General features: G+C 44.6%; 24 protein-coding genes and 7 pseudogenes. 12 read left to right on the forward strand and 19 right to left on the reverse strand.

The genetic code is table 11. From position 1 onward, the window contains the following. Positions 1–206: 206 nt before the first annotated feature. The 6 genes from DXE37_RS10870 to accB all read right to left on the reverse strand — a co-directional run bounded on the left by DXE37_RS10870 (position 207) and on the right by accB (position 3,465). Positions 207–551 (reverse strand): hypothetical protein, encoded by a 345-nt coding sequence (locus tag DXE37_RS10870; RefSeq protein ID WP_162786237.1) that lies wholly within the window; start codon positions 549–551, stop codon positions 207–209. Between the two features lie 340 nt (positions 552–891). Beyond that, positions 892–1,494: an ABC transporter substrate-binding protein gene (locus DXE37_RS08130; protein WP_114637139.1), complete on the reverse strand. Its 603-nt coding sequence runs from the start codon at positions 1,492–1,494 to the stop codon at positions 892–894. Positions 1,495–1,853: 359 nt separating this feature from the next. Then, positions 1,854–2,366: a hypothetical protein gene (locus DXE37_RS08140; RefSeq protein ID WP_114637141.1), complete on the reverse strand. Its 513-nt coding sequence runs from the start codon at positions 2,364–2,366 to the stop codon at positions 1,854–1,856. Positions 2,367–2,381: 15 nt separating this feature from the next. Next, complete coding sequence (locus DXE37_RS08145; protein ID WP_114637142.1) at positions 2,382–2,663, reverse strand: hypothetical protein; 282 nt, start codon at positions 2,661–2,663, stop codon at positions 2,382–2,384. An 11-nt stretch (positions 2,664–2,674) separates the two neighbouring features. Further along, a complete protein-coding gene (locus DXE37_RS08150) occupies positions 2,675–3,013 on the reverse strand; it encodes a hypothetical protein (protein WP_114637143.1) in 339 nt (112 codons plus the stop codon). Beyond that, the gene (gene accB, locus DXE37_RS08155; protein WP_114637144.1) at positions 3,013–3,465 is read right to left on the reverse strand and encodes an acetyl-CoA carboxylase biotin carboxyl carrier protein; all 453 of its coding nucleotides are present in this window, start codon (positions 3,463–3,465) and stop codon (positions 3,013–3,015) included. The genes DXE37_RS08150 and accB overlap by 1 nt, the downstream gene beginning before the upstream one ends. Positions 3,466–3,691: 226 nt before the next feature. Between accB and DXE37_RS08160 the strand changes: the two genes are divergently transcribed. The 4 genes and pseudogenes from DXE37_RS08160 (at position 3,692) to DXE37_RS08175 (ending at position 7,773) form a co-directional block, all read left to right on the forward strand. Then, positions 3,692–4,504, forward strand: coding sequence for an IclR family transcriptional regulator (locus tag DXE37_RS08160; RefSeq protein ID WP_114637145.1), 813 nt, complete (start codon positions 3,692–3,694; stop codon positions 4,502–4,504). A gap of 15 nt (positions 4,505–4,519) precedes the next feature. Continuing rightward, entirely contained in the window at positions 4,520–5,347 is an 828-nt protein-coding gene (locus tag DXE37_RS08165; protein WP_114637146.1) for a 3-oxoadipate:acetyl-CoA acetyltransferase, read from the forward strand. Between the two features lie 4 nt (positions 5,348–5,351). Continuing rightward, positions 5,352–6,970: pseudogene (locus tag DXE37_RS08170) on the forward strand (GMC family oxidoreductase). Continuing rightward, on the forward strand, positions 6,970–7,773 hold the full coding sequence (locus DXE37_RS08175) for a sulfite exporter TauE/SafE family protein (RefSeq protein ID WP_114637147.1): 804 nt from the start codon (positions 6,970–6,972) through the stop codon (positions 7,771–7,773). Before DXE37_RS08170 ends, DXE37_RS08175 begins: the two are co-directional and overlap by 1 nt. 35 nt (positions 7,774–7,808) lie before the next feature. Here the strand turns inward: DXE37_RS08175 and DXE37_RS14405 are convergent, their stop codons facing one another. From DXE37_RS14405 to DXE37_RS12930, 5 genes and pseudogenes are all read right to left on the reverse strand, one after another. After that, a complete protein-coding gene (locus tag DXE37_RS14405; RefSeq protein ID WP_114637148.1) occupies positions 7,809–8,738 on the reverse strand; it encodes an AMP-binding protein in 930 nt (309 codons plus the stop codon). A 266-nt stretch (positions 8,739–9,004) separates the two neighbouring features. Beyond that, entirely contained in the window at positions 9,005–9,313 is a 309-nt protein-coding gene (locus tag DXE37_RS08190) for an AMP-binding protein (protein ID WP_114637150.1), read from the reverse strand. Positions 9,314–9,317: 4 nt separating this feature from the next. Continuing rightward, positions 9,318–10,590, reverse strand: a pseudogene (gene sauS, locus DXE37_RS12920) (acylating sulfoacetaldehyde dehydrogenase); the annotation flags it as partial. 108 nt (positions 10,591–10,698) lie between these two features. After that, on the reverse strand, positions 10,699–11,229 hold the full coding sequence (locus DXE37_RS12925; RefSeq protein ID WP_231971280.1) for a tripartite tricarboxylate transporter substrate-binding protein: 531 nt from the start codon (positions 11,227–11,229) through the stop codon (positions 10,699–10,701). Continuing rightward, on the reverse strand, positions 11,174–11,434 hold the full coding sequence (locus DXE37_RS12930; RefSeq protein WP_231971281.1) for a type 2 periplasmic-binding domain-containing protein: 261 nt from the start codon (positions 11,432–11,434) through the stop codon (positions 11,174–11,176). The genes DXE37_RS12925 and DXE37_RS12930 overlap by 56 nt, the downstream gene beginning before the upstream one ends. A 262-nt stretch (positions 11,435–11,696) precedes the next feature. Here DXE37_RS12930 and DXE37_RS08205 point away from each other — a divergent pair, with 262 nt between their 5' ends. From DXE37_RS08205 to DXE37_RS08240, 7 genes and pseudogenes are all read left to right on the forward strand, one after another. Beyond that, a complete protein-coding gene (locus DXE37_RS08205; RefSeq protein ID WP_114637152.1) occupies positions 11,697–12,428 on the forward strand; it encodes an IclR family transcriptional regulator in 732 nt (243 codons plus the stop codon). A 39-nt stretch (positions 12,429–12,467) separates the two neighbouring features. After that, positions 12,468–12,737, forward strand: a complete 270-nt coding sequence (locus DXE37_RS08210) for a hypothetical protein (RefSeq protein WP_114637153.1) — start codon at positions 12,468–12,470, stop codon at positions 12,735–12,737. After that, positions 12,734–13,357, forward strand: a complete 624-nt coding sequence (locus tag DXE37_RS08215) for a phosphate acyltransferase (RefSeq protein WP_114637154.1) — start codon at positions 12,734–12,736, stop codon at positions 13,355–13,357. Before DXE37_RS08210 ends, DXE37_RS08215 begins: the two co-directional genes overlap by 4 nt. Positions 13,358–13,454: 97 nt before the next feature. Then, positions 13,455–16,227: pseudogene (locus tag DXE37_RS08220) on the forward strand (molybdopterin oxidoreductase family protein). A gap of 50 nt (positions 16,228–16,277) precedes the next feature. Further along, positions 16,278–16,864 (forward strand): annotated as a pseudogene (locus tag DXE37_RS08225) (4Fe-4S dicluster domain-containing protein). 172 nt (positions 16,865–17,036) lie between these two features. Next, positions 17,037–17,801: pseudogene (locus DXE37_RS08235) on the forward strand (dimethyl sulfoxide reductase anchor subunit family protein); the annotation flags it as partial. Positions 17,802–17,813: 12 nt separating this feature from the next. Further along, a complete protein-coding gene (locus DXE37_RS08240; protein WP_114637157.1) occupies positions 17,814–18,383 on the forward strand; it encodes a nitroreductase family protein in 570 nt (189 codons plus the stop codon). A 4-nt stretch (positions 18,384–18,387) separates the two neighbouring features. Here DXE37_RS08240 and DXE37_RS12935 read toward each other — a convergent pair whose 3' ends face one another. The 7 genes and pseudogenes from DXE37_RS12935 to DXE37_RS08260 form a co-directional block, all read right to left on the reverse strand. Further along, positions 18,388–18,633 (reverse strand): aconitase X swivel domain-containing protein, encoded by a 246-nt coding sequence (locus DXE37_RS12935; protein WP_269460361.1) that lies wholly within the window; start codon positions 18,631–18,633, stop codon positions 18,388–18,390. Positions 18,634–18,648: 15 nt separating this feature from the next. Then, positions 18,649–18,798, reverse strand: coding sequence for a hypothetical protein (locus tag DXE37_RS12940; RefSeq protein WP_231971282.1), 150 nt, complete (start codon positions 18,796–18,798; stop codon positions 18,649–18,651). Next, entirely contained in the window at positions 18,795–19,808 is a 1,014-nt protein-coding gene (locus DXE37_RS08250) for an aconitase X (protein WP_269460329.1), read from the reverse strand. Before DXE37_RS08250 ends, DXE37_RS12940 begins: the two co-directional genes overlap by 4 nt. A 23-nt stretch (positions 19,809–19,831) precedes the next feature. Continuing rightward, positions 19,832–20,026 (reverse strand): aconitase X, encoded by a 195-nt coding sequence (locus DXE37_RS13675; protein WP_269460330.1) that lies wholly within the window; start codon positions 20,024–20,026, stop codon positions 19,832–19,834. 19 nt (positions 20,027–20,045) lie between these two features. After that, positions 20,046–20,510 (reverse strand): Bug family tripartite tricarboxylate transporter substrate binding protein, encoded by a 465-nt coding sequence (locus DXE37_RS13680; protein ID WP_269460331.1) that lies wholly within the window; start codon positions 20,508–20,510, stop codon positions 20,046–20,048. Beyond that, complete coding sequence (locus tag DXE37_RS13685) at positions 20,503–21,030, reverse strand: Bug family tripartite tricarboxylate transporter substrate binding protein (RefSeq protein ID WP_269460332.1); 528 nt, start codon at positions 21,028–21,030, stop codon at positions 20,503–20,505. Before DXE37_RS13685 ends, DXE37_RS13680 begins: the two co-directional genes overlap by 8 nt. A 92-nt stretch (positions 21,031–21,122) precedes the next feature. After that, positions 21,123–22,024: pseudogene (locus DXE37_RS08260) on the reverse strand (thiamine pyrophosphate-dependent enzyme); the annotation flags it as partial. A 2-nt stretch (positions 22,025–22,026) separates the two neighbouring features. Here DXE37_RS08260 and DXE37_RS08265 point away from each other — a divergent pair. Further along, entirely contained in the window at positions 22,027–22,302 is a 276-nt protein-coding gene (locus DXE37_RS08265) for a tripartite tricarboxylate transporter substrate-binding protein (RefSeq protein ID WP_114637158.1), read from the forward strand. 148 nt (positions 22,303–22,450) lie between these two features. On the opposite strand, the pseudogene DXE37_RS08270 reads toward DXE37_RS08265, so the two are convergent. Beyond that, positions 22,451–23,684: pseudogene (locus DXE37_RS08270) on the reverse strand (family 2A encapsulin nanocompartment cargo protein cysteine desulfurase); the annotation flags it as partial. Positions 23,685–23,769: the final 85 nt, after the last annotated feature.

Consider the following 23,769-nt stretch of genomic DNA (forward strand, 5'->3'; position numbering starts at 1 on the left):
AGATAAGCTATCGAATAAATGCTTCCAGATTTCTCCAGATTGCATTAACTTAAAACCACCTTTTGCCACCCCCGAAGGAGGAGGCAAGAGGTGACTTCTGTTTTATCCAGAATAAACCGGCTGGCGTATTCCCAGGCGGCAAGCAAAATAACCAATAAAGCGAGTCGACGAAATTGCTTGAAAAAATTAATCATTGGCATAGCGCTTTATTTCTTATATACCTTGCCATCAAAAGACCAATCTCTAGTCAGATCACCTTTTTCCGGGAAAGCCTGAGGCTTGGAAGTATTTAATGGATTCATGTAATTTGGGTAAGGTGTTTTATCCATTGGTGCAGACCAGTCAGCCGGCAAGAATGGTGGCCTTGTAATAGTAGCCCAGCCCAATTTTTCAAATGTCTTATCCATAAAACGAGTATCCACAGCACGAGCGAAATCAATACCTGTTAACTTATTCTGAATACGCTTGTTCTCATAAAGCCATGTGTAGATTGGCTCATTGGCACGACCCCAGAACACTGGGATTGGATAAATATAGTTCGGCTTATACAAAGGTTGTATGCGCTAATTTGCTGACGCAAGATCTCTTTTGAGTAGTTCTTCAAATTAGGATCTTCTTGCATTACATCGACTGCCGCATCTGGATTTTTTCTAATCCAGAGGGTTGCCTCTGCAATTGCATCCGTAAATGCCTGTACTACGTCAGGAGCGTTATCAATCACTTCTTGTCGAACATAGAAAAGTACCCTCATAAATATTATATGGGTAGCTATCACTTATGATTCTGGCGTTCTTGCGCTCCTTAGACATGATAGTAGGAGTCGGGGGTCCCATGGAACTACCACATCAATTCCTTTAGGCATCGCCATTTGCTCACCTGGAGGCATGTTCTTCAAAAAATAACATCTTTACCAATCTCAATACCATTCGCTTTGGCTGCAGCTTGGACATAGAACTCAGCGGAAGAGCCGGTTACGATGCCGATGGTTGCTGGAAGATTAGAGCCTTTAAAGTCTTTAAAGGATTTGATTTTGGAATCTAAAGGAACCAACACCGCATGCATCAAGTTGGTATTAATAACCGCAATCGTTTTGACGGGAATATTTTTATCAATCAATGAAGTGAATGGGAAATTACCGCCATTACCAACCTGGAAGCGTCTAGAAATGATCACTTCATTAATCGCAGGACCGGATGGGAAGGCTTGCAATTTAGACTCGATACCACGCTTCGCTAAAAGACCTTTTTTATCCATCACTAAGTTAATCGTATTTTGACCAGACCAAGGTGGCTGGAATGCAATCTGCAATGGCCACCAACCTTTGCCCTTTAACCAGGCCACCGATTTTTCAGATACTTTTTCATCTACACCCTCTGGCCATCCATAGTCATTAAATTTTGTTGCGTTTTGCGCCATTGACAACATAGGTGCGCCCGAAAGCATTGCGACAGCGAGCACTGAAAAGATACGACGTGATGCGCTAAATTGTTTCATTGCGATCTCCTTAAATTTAAAATTTCTTGTACCGAATACCTAAAGCAAAGGCCAAAAAACTAACTGCTGAAGCTTAACTCTATGCCACCTAATTTGGTTCTAATTTTTCTATATTCTTTTTTCATAACTAAATACTTCACCAACCCAGTAAAGGGCTGTAAAGCAGGTCCTTGCTGAAGAACCTCCTGCGCACCATCCTTTAAACCCAAGGCAAGGTATTCCAGATAAAAAGCATGCAAGCTTAAGTGCTCTTTACTAACCGAGCGACCCCATTTTTTCTCAAACCAGGCAATGCTGGCTCTATCAACTCTCCAGGCCTACGAGATGCGTCATAGCCCACATTGGCACGGCTCATGACCTCAGCACTTGGGGTACCCCGCCAATCTGCCGTAATATCCTTTAAGGTAAAGCTTAATTTCATCTGGAATTGTTTTATAACGCTCGCCCTGCATTACATTGAGTACGGCTTGCGTCACAATATATTGTGCAAATGGACTCACCAAAATGGGATAACTCAAATCTTCTCGTACCCGAGCTGTCTCCTCGAGGATTTCAGCTTCTTTATGAGAAATACCCATGGTTGCGAGTTGAGCGCATAAATTAGAAATCATTCCACCAGGAATTTGATGTTCGTATAAGGCTGGGTCGTAGTTCGCTTTCTCTCCACGAGAAAAATTATCTCGAGCACAAATCCAATCAAAGTATTCATCTACTTTTTGCAAAGCAGAATGATTCATTTTGGGTGCCCTACCTAATTTATGCGCACTGGCATAAACATCCATCATTGAAGGTAAGGAAGCACCATTTGCCAAGCAATCGCTTACCACATAGCCGTAAGCAAAGCCAGCCTTGATAGCTTCCTCATATACCAATGGTGCTAGACCCGACTAGCAATGCAAATGTAATTTAACAGGGATGCCTGCTGCTGCAGAAACTACAGCAGGGAAAAGGGTTGCCGCTCGCTCAGGAGTTAGCAATCCCGTTGGATCTTTGATGGAAATGAAATCAACCCCTAACTTCACCAACTCGCGAGTACGAGCAATAAAGTAAGCGTCATCATGCACAGGACTTAATGCATAAGTCAACATGGCATTAATCAACATGCCATTCTCCTTACCCGCTTTAACTGAAGACTCAATATTGCGGTTATCGTTTAGTGTGTCATACACCGTCAATACCCTTACCCCAGACTCTGAGCCAGTAGCTCAATATTTAAGGAAACTACATCATCCGGAAATAACTCAAACGTATAAATACTTTGGCCACGGGTTAATGCATCTGTAGGAGTTTTCAGATGTTTGCTTAAAAACTGCATACGCTTCCATGGATCTTCCCGCAGAAAACGCACCATCACATCAAATACAGCCCCACCCAAAATATTGATGTAGCCATAACCCGCCTGATCAATATCAGCCAAGGCTGGATATATATGGGGAGTTGTCATGCGAGTAGACCAGAGGCGCTGATGTGCATCACGTAGGGTGACATCGATCATCTCGAATGGTTTTTTACTGGCCATCAGTCAACCTCAATCACCATTAAGGGCTGCCCTACTTCAATGGTTGCGCCATCTTCTACCAAGATACGGGTTACCGTGCCCGTGCATTCTGCAGGAATGGTATTAGGCAATTTCATGACTTCAACAATACAGAGATCCGTAGTTGGAGTAACGCTATCACCAACCTCAACAAATGGGGGAGAGCTTGGGCTCGGCCTGCGATAAAACGTTCCAATCATCGGACTAGCAATCACACGCTCTGATGCAGAAATCGATAAAGAGACGCCACTACTCTGTGGAGTAACGGCGACTGATGGAGTAACAGTTGCTACCGGAGGTACATAAGTCACCGGCGCAATAGTAGTTGGCGCACCTACAGATATCTCGATTTCGAATTCATCCGTCTTATATCCAAAGGTAGTGAATGTGCCAGCATCTTTGATGAGGGCAACAATTTCCTTCACCTGTTTCATGGTGAACTCAGGCGGAATCTTAACCTTAGTGACAGCCTTTTTTGCTGAAACTTTTTTCGGTGTCTTTAAGTTTTCTTTCGCTTTAGAAGCGACCTTCTTTTTTGTTTGGACTGTCTCTTATTATTAGTTAATATTTTCTCTAATGAAATTTAAAGTACCATCAGATGAAATGCTTTAAGGGTAAACACTTAAAAACACAAATATCTTCAAATAATCCTTAATATAAATGCCACAAAAGCTCGCGCGCATTACTCCTCCAACAGAATTATTGGAAGAATCCTCCAAATCCAGCATGGCGGAAAAGGTTCTGCTCATTCTAGAAACCATTGCTCAATCCGAACTCCCCCTCACCCTAGAGATCATTTCTACCAGTACTGGCCTAGCAAAACCTACCGCCTTTAGATTGTTAAATACATTAGTCACCCAAGGTTTTATTGAGCGCGACCCTAACGGCAGACGCTTTCAACCCAGTGCAAAACTTCGAATAATGGGAATCAACATTCTTTCTGTTGATTCAATACGATCACAACGTGTAGCAGTCATGAAACGTCTTGTTGAAGAGATTGGCGAAACTTGCAACTTCAATATTTTGGATGGCAATAAAGTAATGTATTTGGATCGCGTTGAAACCAGTGCGCCCATCCGCCTTCACGTGGACTTAGGAATGCGGGTGCCACTTCATTGCACTGCTAGCGGGAAATTATTTCTATCTGGGATGACCGAACTCCAAGTGCAACGTTCGCTTGGCAATGAGCCATTTGAGACCTACACACCAAATACGATTACAAGCTATAACAAGTTATTTCCCGAGCTTGAAAAAATTCGTCAAAATGGCTACGCCCTTGATGAATCAGCCTTTCTAGAGGGATTTATTGGTATAGCAGTACCCGTGATGAATTCAAAACAAAAAACTTTTGCCACGATTACTGCTCATGGCCCCACTCCACGCATGCAAGAAAAATCGATTGATTTTTACATCAAACCTTTAAAACGCGTTACGAAAGATATTCAAAGCAGCCTATCTGAAACAAGTAACTAATTTCTCGGAACGTATATGACCAACCCCGCAATCATTACTGTTGCTATGACTGGCGCAATTCCACGCAAGAAAGATTGCCCAGGTTTACCAGTGACTACTAGTGAGCAGATCGAAGAAACTCATAAGGCCTTCGAAGCTGGCGCTTCTCTTGTACATATTCATGTACGTAACCCTGATGAAACTCCAAGCTCTAACCCAGACTTGTACGCAGCGGTGCAAGAAGGCATACAAAAACATTGCCCAGGGATGATTGTTCAATTTTCTACTGGTGGTCGTGGGCGCGATCAAGCCGCTCGCGGTGGCATGCTCTTTCATCGACCTGATATGGTCTCACTCGCCACTGGCTCTGTTAACTTTCCAACAGGCGTCTATGAAAATCCTCCAGACTTCGTTGATGGTTTGGCCAGCGAGATGCTTAAATACGATATCAAACCAGAGATTGAAATATTTGATCTAGCCATGCTCTACAACGCTGCAAATTTAATTGAACGTGGCCTTTTAAAGGCACCCGCTCATGTACAATTTGTCATGGGAATTCCGAATGCAATGCCAGCAAGACGCTCCATCTTGGAATTCCTCATTTCAGAATTGAAAGCAGTCATGCCAGATGCTACTTGGACTGCAGCTGGAATTGCGCGCTATCAATTACCCGTTAATGAGTGGACTTTGGAATTAGGTGGTCACGTTAGAACAGGTCTTGAAGACAATACGCGCTTTGATAAAACTCGTGCCGCCAAAGATAACGCTGAGCTGGTGGCGCGCGTAGCTGAAATGGCGCCTGCATATAACCAAACCGTAGCTACCCCAGCCCAAGCTCGTGAAATCCTGGGATTAAGAAAGTAATTATCTGTATGTCAATAATTCATTTGATTACGTAATCGTGGGCGGTGGCTCATCTGGTTGCGTATTGGCCAACCGTCTCTCAGAAGATCCGAACAGTTCTGTTTGACTTCATCGAAGCCGGCCCAAAAGATCGCTCCCCATGGATTCATCTTCCCGTCGGCTATGCGAAGACGATGTGGGATCCCAAGCTTAACTGGAAGTTTCAAACCGAACCCGATCCTGGAGTAAACAATCGTCAGATTTATTGGCCCAGAGGCAAAACACTGGGTGGCTCAAGCTCTATCAATGGCTTGATGTTTATCCGTGGACAAAAGGAAGACTACGACACTTGGCGAGACCTCGGTAATCCTGGCTGGGGCTGGGACGACGTACTTCCCTACTTCAAAAAAGCAGAAGAAAATGATCGCTTAGATGGTCCATTGCACTCAAAAACTGGGCCATTAAAGGCGTCTTCCATCCCTAAGAAACATCCTTTAGTAGAGGCATTCAAGAAGACTGCAAATGCTCTCGGGGTGCCTGAGACGGATGACTTTAATAACTTGACGTAGGAAGGAGTTGGCTACTATCAACTTACTACCCATAAAGGCTTTCGTTGCAGTACTGCGGTAGCTTATTTGAAGCCTGCTAAAAACAGCGAAAAAATTTGGAGATCCTTACCGATAGCCAAGCCTGCAGGGTAATTTTTGAAAACAAAAAAGCGGTTGGCATTGAATACAGTCGCAATGGTATTAGACACGTAGTACGAGCAAACAAAGAAGTTATTCTAAGCGCAGGAGCGATCCAAAGCCCACAACTGTTGCAATTATCTGGTGTGGGCCCAGCCAAACTTCTTCAAGAATTTAATATTCCAGTTGTACAAGATCTTCCTGGGGTTGGAGAAAATCTACAAGACTATCTTCAGCATCGTCTCATTTATGAATTAAACCAACCTATCTCGACTAATGATCAACTCTCCTCTTGGTTTGGACAACTCAAGATGGGTTTAGATTGGTTGCTCTTTCGTGGTGGACCACTCTCCATTGGCATCAATCAAGGTGGGCCATTTACACGAGTCATGAAGGACTCCAAAACCCCTGATATTCAATTTCACTTGGCAACGCTGTCGGCTGAAATGGCTGGAAGCAAAGTGCACCCCTTCTCTGAATTTACCATGTCGGTATGCCAATTAAGACCTGAGTCTCGCGGTCATGTCCGTATTCAATCCGCCGACCCGCTAGTGCCTCCTAAGATGTTTGCAAATTACATGTCGACACCCTATGCCCGAGAGATCAGTATTGCTGCAGTTAAATACGCCAGAAAAATTGCGCAGACTGAACCACTTCGCTCTTTGATTGTGCGAGAGGTAAAACCGAACAATCCTCAATCTGATGACGAGATACTAGAGTTCTGCCGCAATAACGGCGCAACCATTTTTCCACCCCACAGGCACCTGCCAAATGGTGCAGAAATGATGATCCTATGGCAGTTTTAGACTCAGCATTACACGTACGTGGAGTGCAAGGCCGGCGAGTGGTTGATTGCTCTGCTATGCCTACCCTACCCTCCGGTAACACCAACTGGCCTGCAGTGATGCTTGCTGAAAGAGCCGTTGACCTCATCCTAGGGAAGATTCAATCTAACTAATGCACTACGCAATCTTTTCCTTAATAGGGATAATAACAGACTTACTCATGGCGCTGTTTGGTATTGGCGGTGGCGCATTTATTGTTTCAGCATTAGATGCAGCATTCTTGGTGGTACCTAACAATTCTCACCCCCTTTTCCAATTGATTGTTGTTGGCAGTTTGTGCACGATCGTCATCGGATCTCTACCACGTGCTATTAAGGTTTTCTTGGGAGATAAAAAGGAACGGGGTATCGCTAATTTGTTAATTTTAAGTGCGATGCCTTTTATCTTGTTAGCTAGCTTTCTCGCCACTCAATTGGCCGATAAAGCGCTACGCCTAGGATTCGCAGGAACTATCGTCTTGATAGGTCTATGGACGCTTTTTGGTAAAGCCCCCTCCACCAAATCTGAAACAACACCACATAAACCAAACACTTATAAACTCATTACTGTAGGCGCAATCTCCAGAATCTCATCCGCACTCTTTGGCCTAGGTGGGGCGACATTATTAATGCCACTATTAACCATGTGGGTTGGATTGCTAATTGCGATTTGCGTGGATATTTCAATTCTATTTGTTTCTGCCACATCTGTTGTGAGCCTGGCTACTTTAAGCACGGCATGGGTAGGAGTGCATGGGCTCAAGAGTATTGATAAAACTATGCTGATTTTGATGCTTATTCTCGGAGTAAGTGTGGCCCTTACTCAAACGCTTGCGGCAGGAAGATTGGTCAGAATGAAAGACGGAATTCGGCAACGATTATTAGGCTGCTATTTAGTGAGCTTAGGCATTTGGGTAATCGCTCGCTCGTTTAGCTAAAGATTCAGAGAGAAGTGCTTAATGCGCTTTAGGCACTACATCCAATAACTTGAGACGCTGTACCTTACCCGAAGGTCCGCGTGGTAGATCTTCCATAAATAGAATGATCTTGGGCGTTCTGAATTTTCCGAGTTCCTTGATACAGAATGCGCACATTTCCTCTTCAGAACAATACAAACCATAATTTCTTGTCCATAGTTTGCATCAGGAATACCAACCGCTGCGGCATCCAATACTCCAGGATGTTTTAATATCGCTTCATCGATTTCACGAGGTGCAATGTTTTCTCCGCCTTTGATAATGAGCTCTTTGAGGCGGCCGGCAATGAAATAAAAACCATCATCATCACGCATACCCAGATCGCCAGTCTTTAACCATCCCTCGCTATCAAAGGCTTTGGCAGTCTCTGCCTTTGCTTTGTAATAAGCGTTGAGTACATTCCCACCACGCAGACAAATTTCACCCACGGTATTGTTACCAAGAAGGTTGCCATCGGGATCAATAACCTTAGCCTCTACACCACAAGGTTGGCCAGGACCACCGTAGCGTCTGCTTTCGTCCATGAGGATTACAAAAGACCTTGAGGCTGACTCTGTCATTCCCATGCCTTCTATCACGGTGATTCCAAAGAGACTCTCAAACTCGCAATGATGCTCAGGCGGCAAAGGCGCAAAGGCGGATCTTCCAAAACGAATTGACTTTAGTTCTTCACGACTTGGTAATGCACCTCCGCTCTTTGCGGCATTAATTAAATACGCAATGATGGTCGGCACCATATTGATCCAAGTACATCGATACTGAATTGCCAAATTCCACCAACTTGAAACAGAGAAGGAATGAGGGGCTACTACAGACCCGCCTGATACGAAAGGAGTGATTGTAGAAATCACTTGCCCATTGATGTGGTAAATCGGTAATGAACTCAGAACAATATCTGCTTGGGTTAATGAATGCCATGCTGCCATAGAGCGTGCGGCATGCAATAAATTAGCGTGAGTAAGCTAGACCCCCTTAGGCGTTCCAATTGTACCCGAGGTATACATCAAGAGAGCAGGTTGTGCAGACTCAACCGATGGCAATGTTCCAGGTCCGCATTGCATAAAGGGCCCCTCTGCAGCATCTGGATCAAGCTCAATGAGCTTGAATTTTCTTTTAGTCTTTTTTCAAGAGCTAAAAAATAATCCTTGCTTCTTATCGGGCGAGTAAAACAACAGCTCAATATCACTGTGATCTAACACCCAAGCAAGTTGATCGCGGTCGGCGCCAATAGGTTTAAAGAGGTAATCACTCGCCCAGAGGCCATGGTTGCCAAAAATACTGTACTAGTTTGGCGCCCGTTTTGCATAAAGAGGCCAATATGACCCTTTGCACTAATACTCTCTTGCTCCAACCAGTTTGCAAAATGACGCGCTTCCTTGGCGAGCTGCCTATAAGTTAGGGCAGTGCTAATTTCAGGAGCAAATAGAAATGGTTTTTCAGGCTGAACCTTCTCCCAATACGAAAGCACCTCACCCAAACTCTTGCATGAAGCAGTCATCATCGAATTACCCCTGAGGATAGCGACTGAAATACTCTTTCAGCAAATCTTCAACCTTGGGCACATGCTCCGGTATAGGTCTCACCACCCTCGTAATATTGAGGTAGTGGCGATAATTCATATTTTCAGAGAAATTGTTTTTTCCCCATGTTCCACAACCCATGGATAAAGAGAAAGGCAAGTCATTTTCAAAACTGCCACCGGTAGCGATAGCATGAGCTTGGTTCACAATTATTCTAGCCACGGGTAATTGTTGTGCGAGCGCCGCAGCTCTTGACTCTAGGATCTCGCCGCTTTGCGCGGTATGTAAACCCACTGAATGTCCTGCGCCTTGATAGGCATAGACATTAGCAATTAATTCTTTGGCAGCTTCAAAATCTGCGGCCTTCCACACAGTCAAGATGGGACTTAATTTTTCACCAGAAAATGGTGCGGTTGGCCCGAAACCATTCTCTTCAACCATAAAGAATTTGGCAGATTTTGCTTTTGGATTTTGCAATTTCGTCCGCTCAGCAATCACTGCTGCACTCTGAGCAGTCAAGGCTGAAGTAAGCTTACCCTTTTCAAACATCACATCTTATAAACGTTGCTTATCTGCTGCATCTAGCATTAAGCCACCAACTAGACTCTAGTGCAGCAATGGCCTTGTTATAAATTTGCCCGCAAATCACTGCGCCATTCTCACTTGAACAACTCGTGGCGTTATCAAATGTTTTAGATTGCAAAATCTTATTGGCTGCGCTTGCCACATCGGCATGCTCATCAATAATGACGAGAACATTGCCTGCCCCAACGCCAAATGCTGGCGTACCACATGTGTATGCAGAGCGAATATTTGCTTGAGATCCAGTAGCTACAACCAAGTCAGCCAAACGCATTAACTCATTGGTTGAATCCTTAGTAATTGGAAATGGCAACATCTGCACTAAATCTCTAGGCGCCTTGACCTGATCTAATTGCTGATGAACAAACTCCAAAAGACGTGCGCAGGTAGAATACCCCTTAGGTGATGGCGCTACTACGACAGCATTTCGGCATTTCAGCGCATTCAAAATCTTGTTAATCGGTGTAGCTCCAGGATTTGTTGATGGCGTTATCGCTGTAACCACTCCTACTGGACGCGCATACTCTGTGAGCCCCGTCTTTAAATCCTCAGAAATAATGCCAACTGTTTTGGCATAACTTAGGTCACGCACTAAACCTAAAGTTTTTCTAAAGTTCTTTTTAAGTTTATCAGCCACATCACCAAGGCCAGTATCTTTAACGGCAAGCTCAGCAAGCACCTTCACCGTTGCTTTATATAGAGCATCAATAATCGGTTGCGGCGTTTTAGCTGGCACAAACATGGCATACCAAGAGTCCACCTCTCGTAATCCTTAAAACCTAACTCAGCCATGGTTGGCACGTCCGGGAAAACAGGTGAGCGCTTTACAGTTGAAACTACTAGCGGCGCGCAGCTTGCCAGTCTTGACATAATTTGCTGCTGCAGGAATTGAAACCCACGGCAAGGGAACCTGCCCAGCAATCACATCAGTGATAGCAGGACCACCTCCGCGATAGGGAATATGTTGCATCGTCACTCCAGCAGACCCTGCCATCATGGCGCCAGCTAAATGCCCGGGTGATTCGTTACCAACTGACGCATATGCAATTGCATCCGGCTTTGCCTTAGCCATTTCGATCACTTCCTGAACATTCTTTGCTGGGAAGTTTGGGTTAGCCACCAGAATTTGCGGTAATGATGCTACTAAAGATGCTGGCAAGAAATCCTTCTCTGTATCAAAAGCAAGCTTTGGATAAATCGCTGGATTAATCGTGTGTGAAGAGAGTGTAAATAAAACGTTGTAGCCATCTGATGGTGACTTAGCAGCAATATCCGTTCCAATCGAACCGCCAGCACCGCCAACGATTATCAACAATGATCTGTTGACCAAGAGCCTGACCTAATGGCTCCTGCATGATGCGTGCAATCACATCAGTACCCCCACCCGGCGGATAGGGAACAATAAATTTGATGGGCTTTGTAGGCCAAGCCTGCGCGTGGACAAACTGCATCCAACCAAAAGAACCCATTAAAGCTAGGATCGTTGACAAAACAGCGACTAATCGATTGCTTCTACGCATACCTAATCTCCTGTTAAAACCATTTTCAGACCCATCTCTTAGCCCTTATATTTACCGCTCTAAACAGCATAAATGATCTTATTCAACGGAACAAGTTGTTTCGCATAAGTAAAAATACTAACATTTTCCCTATAAATTACAACTTTGTTCTATTAGAGTGAACAAAACAGCACAATTCATGGGATTTAGTACAAATGATTGAATTAGACACTAACGAGCAGCTCGATACCTCCAAAAGAGATAACTCCAGCAAAAACTCGCCATGCTCAAGGGTATAGTCATTTTGGAGGCCTTAGCTGGCTTACAACAGCCAGCAACACTTGCCCAACTCATGCAAATTACCAGTATGCCGAAGGCATCCTTGCACAGGACCTTGGCCATTTTTGAAGAAGCTGGTTTAGTGGCAAGAGAACCTGGCGGACGAACCTATTCTCCGGGTAAGCGCCTTTCTCACTTAGCGTTGTCAACATTAACTCACGATACTGTTTCTGCTGTAAGACACACTATTCTTCGCAAGCTGGTTGCCGATTTAGGTGAAACCTGCAACCTTGCTGTTTTAAAACGTGGAGAGCTATTTTATTTAGACCGTGTTGAGGCGAATTGGGCCTTACGCCTCCACTTACCGCCAGGCACAGTTTTGCCACCGCACTGTAGTGCGAGTGGCAAATTACTTCTTGCTTTTAAACCTGTTGAAGAGCGTACGAAGATTTTAGAAAATCTTCCGCTTGAACAATTTACTCACAGAACAATTACCGATCGTCACTTACTGGAATCGGAAATGGAAAGAATTGTGAGTACAGGTTATGCAGTCGATAACGAAGAGTATGTACTAGGAGTCTCTTGCGTTGCCGTTCCTGTAAGAGATGCGCTGGGCGAAGTCGTCGCAGCCATTGCAGTTCATGCAGCTACCGCTAGACTCCCATTAAATCAAGCGATGGAGCATATTCCTAAACTAAAAGAAGCGTCTGAGCGTATCTCTCAAACACTTTCTTAGTAAGTATTGCTTCCCAGTCATCTTAGGACATATCTAAACGTGAAATATCAGCTCTTAGAAAAAATGATTGAGGAAGCTAAGAACGACCTTCCGCTTGAAGTGATGTATCCATTAAGTGCGCCAGTACTAGAAACCGTCTTCGATCTCATCAAGAGAGAGTTATGCACTCCGATACTAATAGGCCCTAAAAAAGAGATTGAAGAGCTTTCTCTTGATGGCATCCAAATTGTGGATACACCGAAGGATCCTATCTTAGCGACCAAGAAGGCCATTGAGATGGTCAAAGAAGGAAAACTCGCCGTCTTATGAAAGGCTCTTTGCATACTGAAGATCTCATGGGGCCGATTGTGAGTCGTGATGGTCTACGCACTGATAAACGAGTAAGCCATCTGTTCTTATTTGAACTTGCCCGATACCATAAGCTACTGGGTGTTACTGACGCTGTTGTGAGTATTGCGCCAAGTGCCCAACTCAAAAGAGAAATACTAGCTAATAGTCTTGATGCCTTAAAACGGTTGAGTATTAGCAATGTCAAAGTGGCGATTATTGCTGCCACTGAAGTGATCAACCCAGCAATGTCATCCACTACTGATGCAAAAGAAATCGTTGATGAGCACATTGCACACCCCATTTTTCCAGACACCATTATTGAAGGCCCTTTTGGATTTGATAATGCGATCTCGGCTCAATCCGCAAGGACCAAGGGAATTTATTCAAAGGTGGCTGGCGATCCTGATTTCTTGCTGATGCCTGATTTACAAGTCGGCAATATTCTCTATAAGTCTTTTGTTTATATGGTTGGTGCAGAGTGCGCCGGTACTATCTTAGGCGCTCAAGTTCCAATTACGCTGACATCAAGATCTGATTCTGTATTTTCTAGAGTGGCATCGACCGCGATAGCCATTCTCCTTGCTAAAAATCCTCAATAGTTGAGAAGGCTATGTTCAAAATATTTTCTAGCGATCCCGCGCATGATCCCATTAATAAACAAGCGCCTGCGACCGAAATAAAAAAACGACTTGTTATATGTGTGCCTGCCGTTGCGACATCCGAGCACATCTTCGTGATGGTAAATTAGCCTATATCGATGGCAATCCTGAGCACCCTTTAAATCAAGGCGTAATTTGCGCTAAGGGCTCTTCAGGAATCATGAAGCAAAACTCCCCAGCACGTATTACACAACCACTCTTGCGCAAAGCAGGAAGCGAGAGAGGTAATGGAGAATTTGAGCCCATCAGTTGGGACAAAGCATTCGATATTCTGAGTGAGCGACTTGCCAAATACCGATCCAAAGAAGTTTGCTCTCTTTACAGGCCGCGACCAAATGCAGGCTCTGACAGGATTGTTTGCAAGGCAATTTGGGACACCCAACTATGCAGCTCACGGAGGTTTTTGCTCGGTCAATATGGCTGCTGGAATGATTTATACGATTGGTGGAAGTTTTTGGGAGTTCGGTGGACCAGACTTGGATCAAGCCAAGTTAATCGTCATGATTGGCACGGCCGAGGATCATCATAGCAACCCGATGAAAATTGCCTTATCTAAATTTAAAAGATCGGATGGTCGTTTCATCTCTATCAATCCAGTAAGAACAGGGTACTTCGCAATCGCAGATGAATGGATACCCATTAAACCTGGGACCGATAGCGCACTCTTCATGGCTTTGATGCATGAACTCATTCGCCAAGAAAAATATGATGCCCCCTTCTTAAAGCGCTATAGCAACTCCTCCCAACTAGTCTGCATGGATTCAGGCCCAGAAGAAGGTCTGTTCTTATATGATCCCGATTCTGATCCAATCAATTTAGATTTACCGCATAACAAATATATATGGGATGAAAAATCCCAAAGTGCCAAACCTTGCTTTGCTCAGGGTACATCCCCTGCACTCTCGGGTGAATACGTCATGGGGCCAGGGCCACATCAAGGCAAAAAAGTAGTGCCGGCTTTTGAATTACTGAAACGCCAAGTCAATGAGACCACGCCTGAATGGGCTGCTGCTATTACCAGCATTCCTGCCGAACGCATTCGCAAACTTGCACTAGAAATGGCAGATACCGCCTTTGGTCAAGAATTTGAGCTACCTATTCAATGGACCGATACCCGGGGTGAAACACATCAATCTGTAACAGGCAGGCCGGTTGCTTTTCATGCAATGCGGGGACTATCTGCCCACTCCAATGGATTTCAAACCACTCGAGGTTTAGCGGTACTGATGTCTTTATTGGGAACGATTGATCGACCAGGCGGCTTTAGGCATAACCCCCCTATCCAAGACAGGTGCCACCGAATACAAAGCCACCTTCTTCTAAGAATGACATCAAGCCCAACACCCCTTTGGCAAAACCACCATTGGGCTGGCCAACTCAACCAGAAGACTTAGCGTTAGATTCTGAAGGAAAGCCACTGCGTATTGATAAAGCCTACTCATGGGAACATCCTTTGGCAGCTCATGGGCTGATGCATAACGTGATTACCAATGCAGTGAAGGGTGACCCCTACTCCATCAATACACTCATGATCTTCATGGCCAATATGTCATGGAACTCCACCATGAATACCATGGAAGTACGCGAACACCTCAACGCAAAAAATGATAATGGTGAATTTAAGATCCCATTCTTAGTAGTGTGCGATGCATTCCAATCTGAGATGATAGATTTTGCTGACTTAGTACTTCCAGACACAACCTATCTTGAACGTCATGATGTGATGAGCATGCTCGATAGACCAATTTCAGAGTTTGATGGTCCTGTCGATTCTGTGCGTATACCAGTGCTAGAGCCACTAGGAGAATGCAAGCCCTTCCAGGAAGTGTTGATTGAGCTAGCCTCCCGTTTAAAGTTTCCAGCCTTCACCACTCCAGAAGGTGAGCGCAAGTTTAAGGATTACCCCGACTTTATTACGCGCTTTCAGACAGCTCCTGCTTCAGGAATTGGCTTCTTAAGCGGCTGGCGTGGCAAGGATGGAGATAAACCATTACGCGGCAAACCAAACCCCAACCAGTGGCAAAAGTATGCTGAAAATAATTGCGTGCATCAATACCACATGCCTCCTGAGCATCAATATATGCACAACTGGAATAAGGGATATTTAGAGTTCTCAAAAGAGAATGCTTTGAGACAAAAGAGTGATCCGATCATGATCGCAATTTACTCAGATATATTGCAACGCTTCAGATTGGCATCAGCTGGAAAGCGTCCAGGAGCACAACCCCCTGAGCATTTAAAAGCGCGCATCTACAAATACTTTGATCCATTGCCCTTCTGGTATCCGCCACTTGAAGATGAGGCTACCGACCTTAGCAAATTTACCCTGAATGCCATCACTCAACGTCCAATGGCCATGTATCACTCATGGGACTCTCAAAATGCGTGGTTGAGACAAATTCATAGTCATAACTATCTACGTCAATACTGCTACCGCCCTCAAATGCGGGCTTGCAAACGGTGCATGGATGTGGATTGAGTCTCAATGGGGCAAGGTGAGATGTATGGCTAGACATTCTGAGGCGGTTGATCCAGGAACAATTTGGACTTGGAATGCAATTGGCAAAGCCGAATCAGCTTGGAGCTTAACTAGCGATGCTGATGAATCCAAAAAAGGCTTTTTGCTTAATCACCTTATTTCAGAAGAACTACTTCCATTGGGAGGCTTTACTGTAAGCAATTCTGATCCGATTGCTGGACAAGCAGGTTGGTATGACGTCAGAGTAAGACTGGCACCTGCAGATGAAAGCGAGCCAAAAGAAACTTGGCCTCAAGTAAAAGCATTTGAAGTACCTGGAATGACCGCTTAAAAAAGCGGGGGAGACAAAGTGAGCAAAAAAATAAACAACTCGCTCTCGTCATTGATTTAAATGTATGCGTTGGGTGCCATGCGTGCGTAACGTCTTGCAAGGAGTGGAATACCTCTGGATCGGCAGGCCCCCTCACTGATCTCAATGCCTATGGGGCTAATCCAAGCGGCACCTTCTTCAATAGGGTTCAAACTTTTGAAGCGGGAACCTTTCCAAACACCCAGACTGTTCACTCTCCTAAGTCATGCCTACATTGCGAAGAATCTCCTTGTGTTCCTGTTTGCCCTACAGGCGCAAGCTACAAACGCAAAGAGGATGGCATTGTTCTTGGGCCTGTCCTTATGGCACTCGTGAACTCGATCAAGAACGTCAGGTGATGACAAAATGCACTCTCTGTGTAGATCGCATCTATAGCGAGACTTTGCCGGAAGCCGAGAAAAAACCTGCATGCGTTCTCGCCTGCCCTACAAGTGCACGTATTTTTGGCGATGTTCATAATCCAGAATCTGCAGCTAGCAAAGCAATCGAAGAATATTCTGGCTATGCATTGATGCCTGAATGGGAAACCCAACCTGCTAATCACTATTTACCGCGCTCCATCATGGAAACCATTGATGCTGCAAGGAATGACAAATAATGCGTCCACAATTTTCAATCATTTTCTTCACTACATTAGCCGGCATGGCTCAGGGCCTTCTATTTTTTATAGCCCTCTCTAATCTTTACAGCCAAGCAACCCCCAATGCATTTCTTACCCATCTTGCGCTACCAGTAGCTTTCATCCTCCTGGGTCTTAAGGCTTAGTTGCTTCATTCTTTCACCTAGGCCATCCAGGGCGAGCCTGGCGGGCTGCAATGATGTGGAAAACATCCTGGCTCTCAAGAGAGGTGATTGCACTACCAGCACTCATGGGCGTCACCTTAATTGCTTACTTTTATGCCGCTACTAGCCAAGTGCCGCAATGGTTATGGGTAGCACTCCTCATCACTACCTTTGCGCTATGGATTTGTACCGCGAAAATCTATCAATGCATTCGGTTTATTCAAGAATGGCCACACCCCTCCACCCTCACGAACTTTATCCTTTTAGGCATGACTTCAGGATGGCTTTTGCTTAAACTGCTCATCGCTCTATGGAGAGACGATGCTGCGCAAATGATTGATGCACCCCTATCGATCATTGCTTTCGCACTTTTATTTCTGTCATTTAATCTGAAACCTTGGATGTGGAGACGCAATCGTGACCTCAAGCCAAAATCCAATCTTGCTTCAGCAACTGGCATTAAGGGTACGAATATCCGCCAAACCTCGATGGGTTTAATGGGCGGTAGTTTTAATACGCACGAGTTCTTTCATTATCAAACCGATCAAGTGATTGCTAATATCCGCAAAATTATTTTGCTTTGTGCATATGTAATCCCAATGGTATTGATAGCATATGCGATCATATCCCCCAATATGTTGGTTATCGGCTTAGCATTGTTCATCAATTACTTAGGCTTACTTGCTGAAAGATGGATGTTCTTTGCCGAAGCAAATCACCCGCAAAATTTGTATTACCAAAGAGTTTCTTAAACCTGCCTGTCCATGGATCAATTCGCTGAACAACTGATTCACGGTAGAGCTCATATTTCTCCTAAAAGATTAGGGAATCCAGGACCTACACTAGCTCAAAAGGAAACCATACTCTTGGCAGCTAATGCTGCTCCTGATCATGACAGAATGCTTCCATGGCGTTTTATTGAGATCCAGGAAAGTAGTCGCGCAAGCTTAGGTAAAGCCTTCAAACAGTCATTATTGGATCGCGATCCAGATGCCACAGATATACAACAGCAAGAGGCCTATGAAAAAGCTTTCCGTGGCCCCTTGCTTTTATTGGCTATAGCAAATTACCAAGATCCAAATGACGACATCAGCAAACAAGAAAAACTCATTTCTCTTGGTTGCGCAATTCAGAACATCCTCTTAAGCGCGTATGCCTATGGATTTGGCTCGGGGCTATCTAGTGGTAGAGCCCTTCAGAGTGATCGCATCCGATCACTATTTAAACTCACAAAAGATGAAGAACCCATTTGCTTTATTACGATTGGCACTGTGCAAAAAAATAAGCCCGGTCGTATTCGGCCGAGCTTATCTGAGTACTACTCTATTTATTAAGTGATTACTTAAGCACTTCCACGGTTTGATTTTTAGTATCGATCCGCACGCGCTCACCACTAGCAATCGCCTGAGTAACATTGCAATCAAAACCACTTAACATTGGTATGCCAGCATGGGCTGCACTTTGAGCCAAGATCGGATTAACTGCATTAAAAATAATGGCCGATGGACACAGATTTCTAGATTTCATTTCATACAGCATCCAAGCGCTAGCTACACCACCCTTAGCGGCATCTAACACCAAAATCTTATCTTTATAGAACTAACCAAATAACTTATGAGCTGGACGGGAAAAAACACCCTTCAGTCGATCTAAATCGTAGCGCGCTGAAAATCCATCTGATGCACTAAGGCATTCGCCCTCAATACTCTCACCATGAGCATGTTTTGCCTTGAAAATTTTTCCACTCACTTTAATCTCCCTGTTACCGCAGCTTGTACGCAGTCTTCCATAGAGGCCAGCATTGGTGTGTAGCCATAGCCACCTAATATATTCACAATCTTTGCGCTATTCGTCGCCAAGGCCTTCCATCCATTGGTCTCAGCAATTTCTCTTGCATAGGACTGATAGAAGCACATTCCAGAAAATACGGTTCCTCCAGCACCTTCAATCATTTCGGTATAACCCATTCGATCCGAATCTGGCTTTACTTGTGGGCTTGTCATGGCCAATAGTGGCTTAATGAATTTCTTACCATTGCATAACTCAGCCATGCTCTTCATTTCCATAAGACTTAATTGCGGCGCAGAAAATACCACCACATCAATTTCCTCCGCAATGCGATAGGAGTTTTGTAAACCCATTACCTCTTCTTTGGTAATGAGGATTTCGGGTAAATGCAAGCACTCCAAATCTCGCGCTTGCAGCGCTTTCGGCGTAATGCCTAATACATGAAATAAAGCAGTAGAACCAAAGCTGGCCATCGCCGCCCCGAAATGCTTCATAGCATCGGATCCAGGATGACCTTCAATTCCCTCTAAAACGGGAACCGACCAATAATTGCCTGATTTCTTACCAATCAACCCTCCCAATACACTCCACTCATTCAGAGTCTGAGGAGTCCATGAAGTCTTGAAACGATGAGTTGGCTTGCGATGCTCATCTTGATAGCCATATCGCGGTGTTCTGCTGGTGAGACCAGCGGCCAGCGCTGAAGGGCCACCTTCAAAGTTAGAGCGAGCACCACAAACACTGTTTAAATAAATCACCACTCCTGTGTCACCAAACGCTAAATGCTCGCCATACACAGGAGCCATAATCGTTTGGTAATTAATGCAGATATCAGTCATCGATACACCCATCTTCACAAATGCATCGATTGCTTGTCTTTCGAGTTCCAGCATTTTTTCAGTTTGACCCAACTGTTTTGCTTTAGTGAAGTCAGTACCCCTAAGACCAGTGATAGTCGGTATACGAACCATACAATCTTGCGGTGCATTTTTGGCTAGGGGCCTGCCAACCACTCAACGCCTGCCTCACCAAGACTCTCAGTATCAGCCATGATGTGAGCCTGAGATACGGGCACTAAATCTTCAGCGCCAAAAAATTCGCCTACCTTGATTTGATGTTGAATAGCGGTTTGCCTAGCTGGTCCAAACTCACCAGCTAGCATTGCCTTTTCTTCTGCGTTCAGCTTCATGTTTTTCTCTTATCTACCATTAATCAATAGTGGCACCAGAATCGCGAACTACTCTAACCCATTTTGCAATCTCACTAGTTTGAAAATTAGCCAAACTTTCTTTGAAATCTACATTTGGTTGTACGCCTAAATTTCCCAAGCGCTTTTTGAAGGCAGCCGATTGAGCTACTTTCTCAGTATCCACCCTCAGTTTTTTAGTAATTGAATCTGGCAATTTTGCAGGACCAAATAATGCCCACCAGGCTGTTGATTCAAACTGGGGATAACCCAATTCAGCTACTGTGGGTACATTGGGCAATAAAGGGGAGCGCGTCTTACTGGTAACCGCTAAAGCCCGTAGTTTTCCAGAAGTAATGTGTGACAATACAGATTGAATCGGATTAAATGCCGAGGGTATCTGACCACCAACCAGATCCGTTACTGCAGGCGCACTTCCTTTATAAGGAATATGCTTGAATTTGACTTGAGCAGTTAACTCAAACAAGGCTGCTGTTAGATGCCCAGGCGTTCCATTGCCAGCAGTTCCATACGGCTATCGTGTCTGGCTTTGCGCGTGCTTCTGTGATTAATTCGGAGAGCGTTTTAATACGATCACTTGAGTTGACCACAATCACTACTGGCGCTGTTGCCACCAAAGCAATCGGGGTGAAATCCTTCGTCATGTCATATGGCAACTGCTTATATAGACTGCCGTTGATTGCATTCGTGCCGACAGTACCCATGAACAAGGCATAACCATCAGGAGCTGATTTGGCTACTAGATCTGCACCAATCGATCCGCCAGCCCCACCTTTATTCTCAATGACGATCTGCTCCTTTAGACGATCACCCAATAGGAGCGCCAAAGGTCTAGCAACAATATCGGTTGGCCCACCAGGAGGAAAAGGAACAATCAATCTGATGGGCTTGCTTGGATAGGCATCTGCTACTACGTTACTAGACAGCAGTAAGAAGCTAAGGCAGACTGAGAAACGCTTAAGAACTTTAAGTGCTAGGCCATTCATATTTCAAACCTCAGCAAAGTATGAATGGAATGAGTCTAGCGTAAAAGAAAAAGTCCAGCTAAACCGGACTCTTTCTTTACTCTCATGATTGCTTATACGTAATCTTTATATTTATCCAAGAAACGCACTGGCTTAGACAAAGCATTACGACGGAATGGGTCCTCAAGTTCACGAGCACACATAATCTCGATCACACAAGTCTTACCTTCCTTCATCTGCATATCGATAGCCTTCTTGAGTGCTGGACCTACCTGATCCAACTGGTCGACCACAATACCTTCCGCACCCATTGATTGCGCAAGTCCTGCAAAACTCGGGCTCTCTAGCTCACCAGCTACAAAGCGCCGGTTATAGAAGTCAACCCGGTTCTTCTTCTCAGCGCCCCACTGACGGTTATGGAACACAATAGCGGTCACCGGAATATCGTGACGAACCGCAATCAGAATCTCGACCATACTCATCGCCCAAGCACCATCTCCAGCGTAAGCAATCGCAGGACGATTAGGAGCAGCGGCTTTAGCACCAATAATTGTTGGTAGCGCATAACCGCAGTTACCAAAACTCATTGGGGCAAAAAGCTACGTGGCTTTTCAAAACGGAGGTAACTATTGGCAACGGAGTTGATATTGCCAATATCAGTAGACGCTATGACGTCAGCAGGCATCGCTTTTTCAAGCTCACGCAATACTTGACGTGGGTGCAAGTAATGACCACCTGTAGGAGTCACTTCTTTCTTCTGCTCTTCAATCATATCCAAGCTGAATGGGTCTTTTTCGTGAGTCCACTCATCCAACTCTTTTTCCCATGCCGCTTTTTCTGCTGCAATTGTTTTAGCGCGCTCTGCTTTAGTAGCATCACAGGCCAAGGTCTTGCCTTCCAAACGCTTAGTTAAGACAACTGCTGCAGCTTTGGCATCACCACAAATTCCTACTAAAATTTTCTTTACCAGACCAAGCATCTTGTTATCAGCATCAATCTGAATGATCTTTGCATTTTATGGCGGGTAACTTCCCGGCTACCAGTGGATTTGCTAAAGCAGGTCAAGCCAAGGCCTTGGCTGTTACCAGCAGCAAAAGATTGAAACAACTTCCTAATGTTCCAACCGTGTCTGAGGCCGCTATTCCTGGATTTGAAAATACCGGTTGGTATGCGCTAGCAGTTCCCATGGGAACACCTCAATTTATTATCGACAAAATTTATGTCGCTACTGAAAAGTCATTTAAAGCCCATCACTACTGGCTAATATGGAAGCCAACGGCCTCACACCGATGATAATGAAGAGCAAAGACGTCGATTCTAAAATTCAAGCTGAATCAGCTAACTGGGAAAAAGTGATTAAGGCAAGAAACATCCCTACTCAGCAACAAGATTTGACTTAAGTACGGACAAAGATCACTTGCGATCTTTGTCCGCAATCAGTTTAATGCGATCGAACTCGATAGAGCGCTGCAACTAATGCATCTACTTCCTGACAGGTATTGTAGAAAGCCAAAGACGGCCTCACAGTAGTTTCAACCCCCATACGACGCAGAATTGGCTGAGCACAATGATGGCCCGACCGAACTGCAATGCCTTCTTTATTAAGTGCTGCACCGATATCCTCAGTTTTAACTCCAGGGACGACAAATGACAAAACGCTTGCTTTATCTTTTGCAGCACCAATTAATCTTAAACCTGGCACATCCTTTAAAAGACGAGTCGCATAAAGCAAAAGTTGGTACTCATATTGATCAATCAAATCAATACCAATAGAGCTGACATAATCCAATGCAGCACCAAGACCAACGGCATCGGCATCGGCATCGGCAATATTGCCGGTACCCGCCTCAAATCGGCTCGGTGCACCATGAAATTGAGTGTGCTCAAAGGTCACATCCTTAATCATATTTCCCCCACCCTGCCATGGTTGAGTAGCATTTAATAAATCCTCCTTGCCATAGAGCGCCCCAATATCGGTTGGTCCAAATACCTTATGCCCCGAAAATACAAACCAGTCGGGATTAAGATCTTGAAGATCAATCCTCATATAGGAAATAGACTGGGCACCATCTAGAAGTACCTTAGCCCCTGCAGCATGAGCCAATTCAATGACCTTTTTAGCCGGAATAATTGTTCCTAAAGCATTTGAAACATGCGTAAAGCTAACCAGTTTGGCGCGGCTATTTAACAGCTTTTGATATTCATCCAAAAGCAATTGACCATCGTCATCGACTGGAATCACGCGTATACGCAGACCTTTTTCTTTGGCTAGCAACCGCCAAGGAACGATATTTGCGTGATGCTCCAAATTACTGACGATGATTTCATCGCCCTCCCTGAGGTTTTGGCGCTCCCAACTTTGAGAGACTAAGTTAATTGCCTTGGTTGTTCCGCGCGAACAAAGACGATTTCATTTACAGATTTTGCATTAATAAAAGCCCGCACCTTTTCACGAGCACCTTCATACGCATCTGTAGCTCGCGCAGCTAATTCATGAGCAGCTCGATGAATATTGGAATTTTCATGTTCATAAAAATAGTGATTCGATCGATTACAGATTTTGGCTTTTGTGTTGTAGCTGCATTATCGAACCAAATTAATTGTCGACCGTTAACACGCTCAGAGAGGATTGGGAAGTCCTTACGAATTAGCAATGGATCAAAACCAGTATTACCAGTCTTTGCCACTGGGATCTGATCAGGAAATAGCTGATTAAATAACTGATCATTACCAGGGTTAGCCAAACCACTCAATAAAGAG

The organism is Polynucleobacter necessarius, from assembly GCF_900095205.1.
GTDB lineage: Bacteria > Pseudomonadota > Gammaproteobacteria > Burkholderiales > Burkholderiaceae > Polynucleobacter > Polynucleobacter necessarius_E.

What these genes read in the sequence shown, in the direction of transcription:
- DXE37_RS08130 (WP_114637139.1), bottom strand. Translation starts at nt 1,494, where the DNA reads ATGAAACAATTTAGCGCATCACGTCGTATCTTTTCAGTGCTCGCTGTC.
- DXE37_RS08150 (WP_114637143.1), bottom strand. Translation starts at nt 3,013, where the DNA reads ATGGCCAGTAAAAAACCATTCGAGATGATCGATGTCACCCTACGTGAT.
- accB (WP_114637144.1), bottom strand. Translation starts at nt 3,465, where the DNA reads ATGAAACAGGTGAAGGAAATTGTTGCCCTCATCAAAGATGCTGGCACA.
- DXE37_RS08160 (WP_114637145.1), top strand. Translation starts at nt 3,692, where the DNA reads ATGCCACAAAAGCTCGCGCGCATTACTCCTCCAACAGAATTATTGGAA.
- DXE37_RS08165 (WP_114637146.1), top strand. Translation starts at nt 4,520, where the DNA reads ATGACCAACCCCGCAATCATTACTGTTGCTATGACTGGCGCAATTCCA.
- DXE37_RS08175 (WP_114637147.1), top strand. Translation starts at nt 6,970, where the DNA reads ATGCACTACGCAATCTTTTCCTTAATAGGGATAATAACAGACTTACTC.
- DXE37_RS14405 (WP_114637148.1), bottom strand. Translation starts at nt 8,738, where the DNA reads ATGGCAGCATGGCATTCATTAACCCAAGCAGATATTGTTCTGAGTTCA.
- DXE37_RS08190 (WP_114637150.1), bottom strand. Translation starts at nt 9,313, where the DNA reads ATGATGACTGCTTCATGCAAGAGTTTGGGTGAGGTGCTTTCGTATTGG.
- DXE37_RS12930 (WP_231971281.1), bottom strand. Translation starts at nt 11,434, where the DNA reads ATGCGTAGAAGCAATCGATTAGTCGCTGTTTTGTCAACGATCCTAGCT.
- DXE37_RS08205 (WP_114637152.1), top strand. Translation starts at nt 11,697, where the DNA reads ATGCTCAAGGGTATAGTCATTTTGGAGGCCTTAGCTGGCTTACAACAG.
- DXE37_RS08215 (WP_114637154.1), top strand. Translation starts at nt 12,734, where the DNA reads ATGAAAGGCTCTTTGCATACTGAAGATCTCATGGGGCCGATTGTGAGT.
- DXE37_RS08240 (WP_114637157.1), top strand. Translation starts at nt 17,814, where the DNA reads ATGGATCAATTCGCTGAACAACTGATTCACGGTAGAGCTCATATTTCT.
- DXE37_RS08250 (WP_269460329.1), bottom strand. Translation starts at nt 19,808, where the DNA reads ATGGTTCGTATACCGACTATCACTGGTCTTAGGGGTACTGACTTCACT.
- DXE37_RS13675 (WP_269460330.1), bottom strand. Translation starts at nt 20,026, where the DNA reads ATGAAGCTGAACGCAGAAGAAAAGGCAATGCTAGCTGGTGAGTTTGGA.
- DXE37_RS13685 (WP_269460332.1), bottom strand. Translation starts at nt 21,030, where the DNA reads ATGAATGGCCTAGCACTTAAAGTTCTTAAGCGTTTCTCAGTCTGCCTT.
- DXE37_RS08265 (WP_114637158.1), top strand. Translation starts at nt 22,027, where the DNA reads ATGGCGGGTAACTTCCCGGCTACCAGTGGATTTGCTAAAGCAGGTCAA.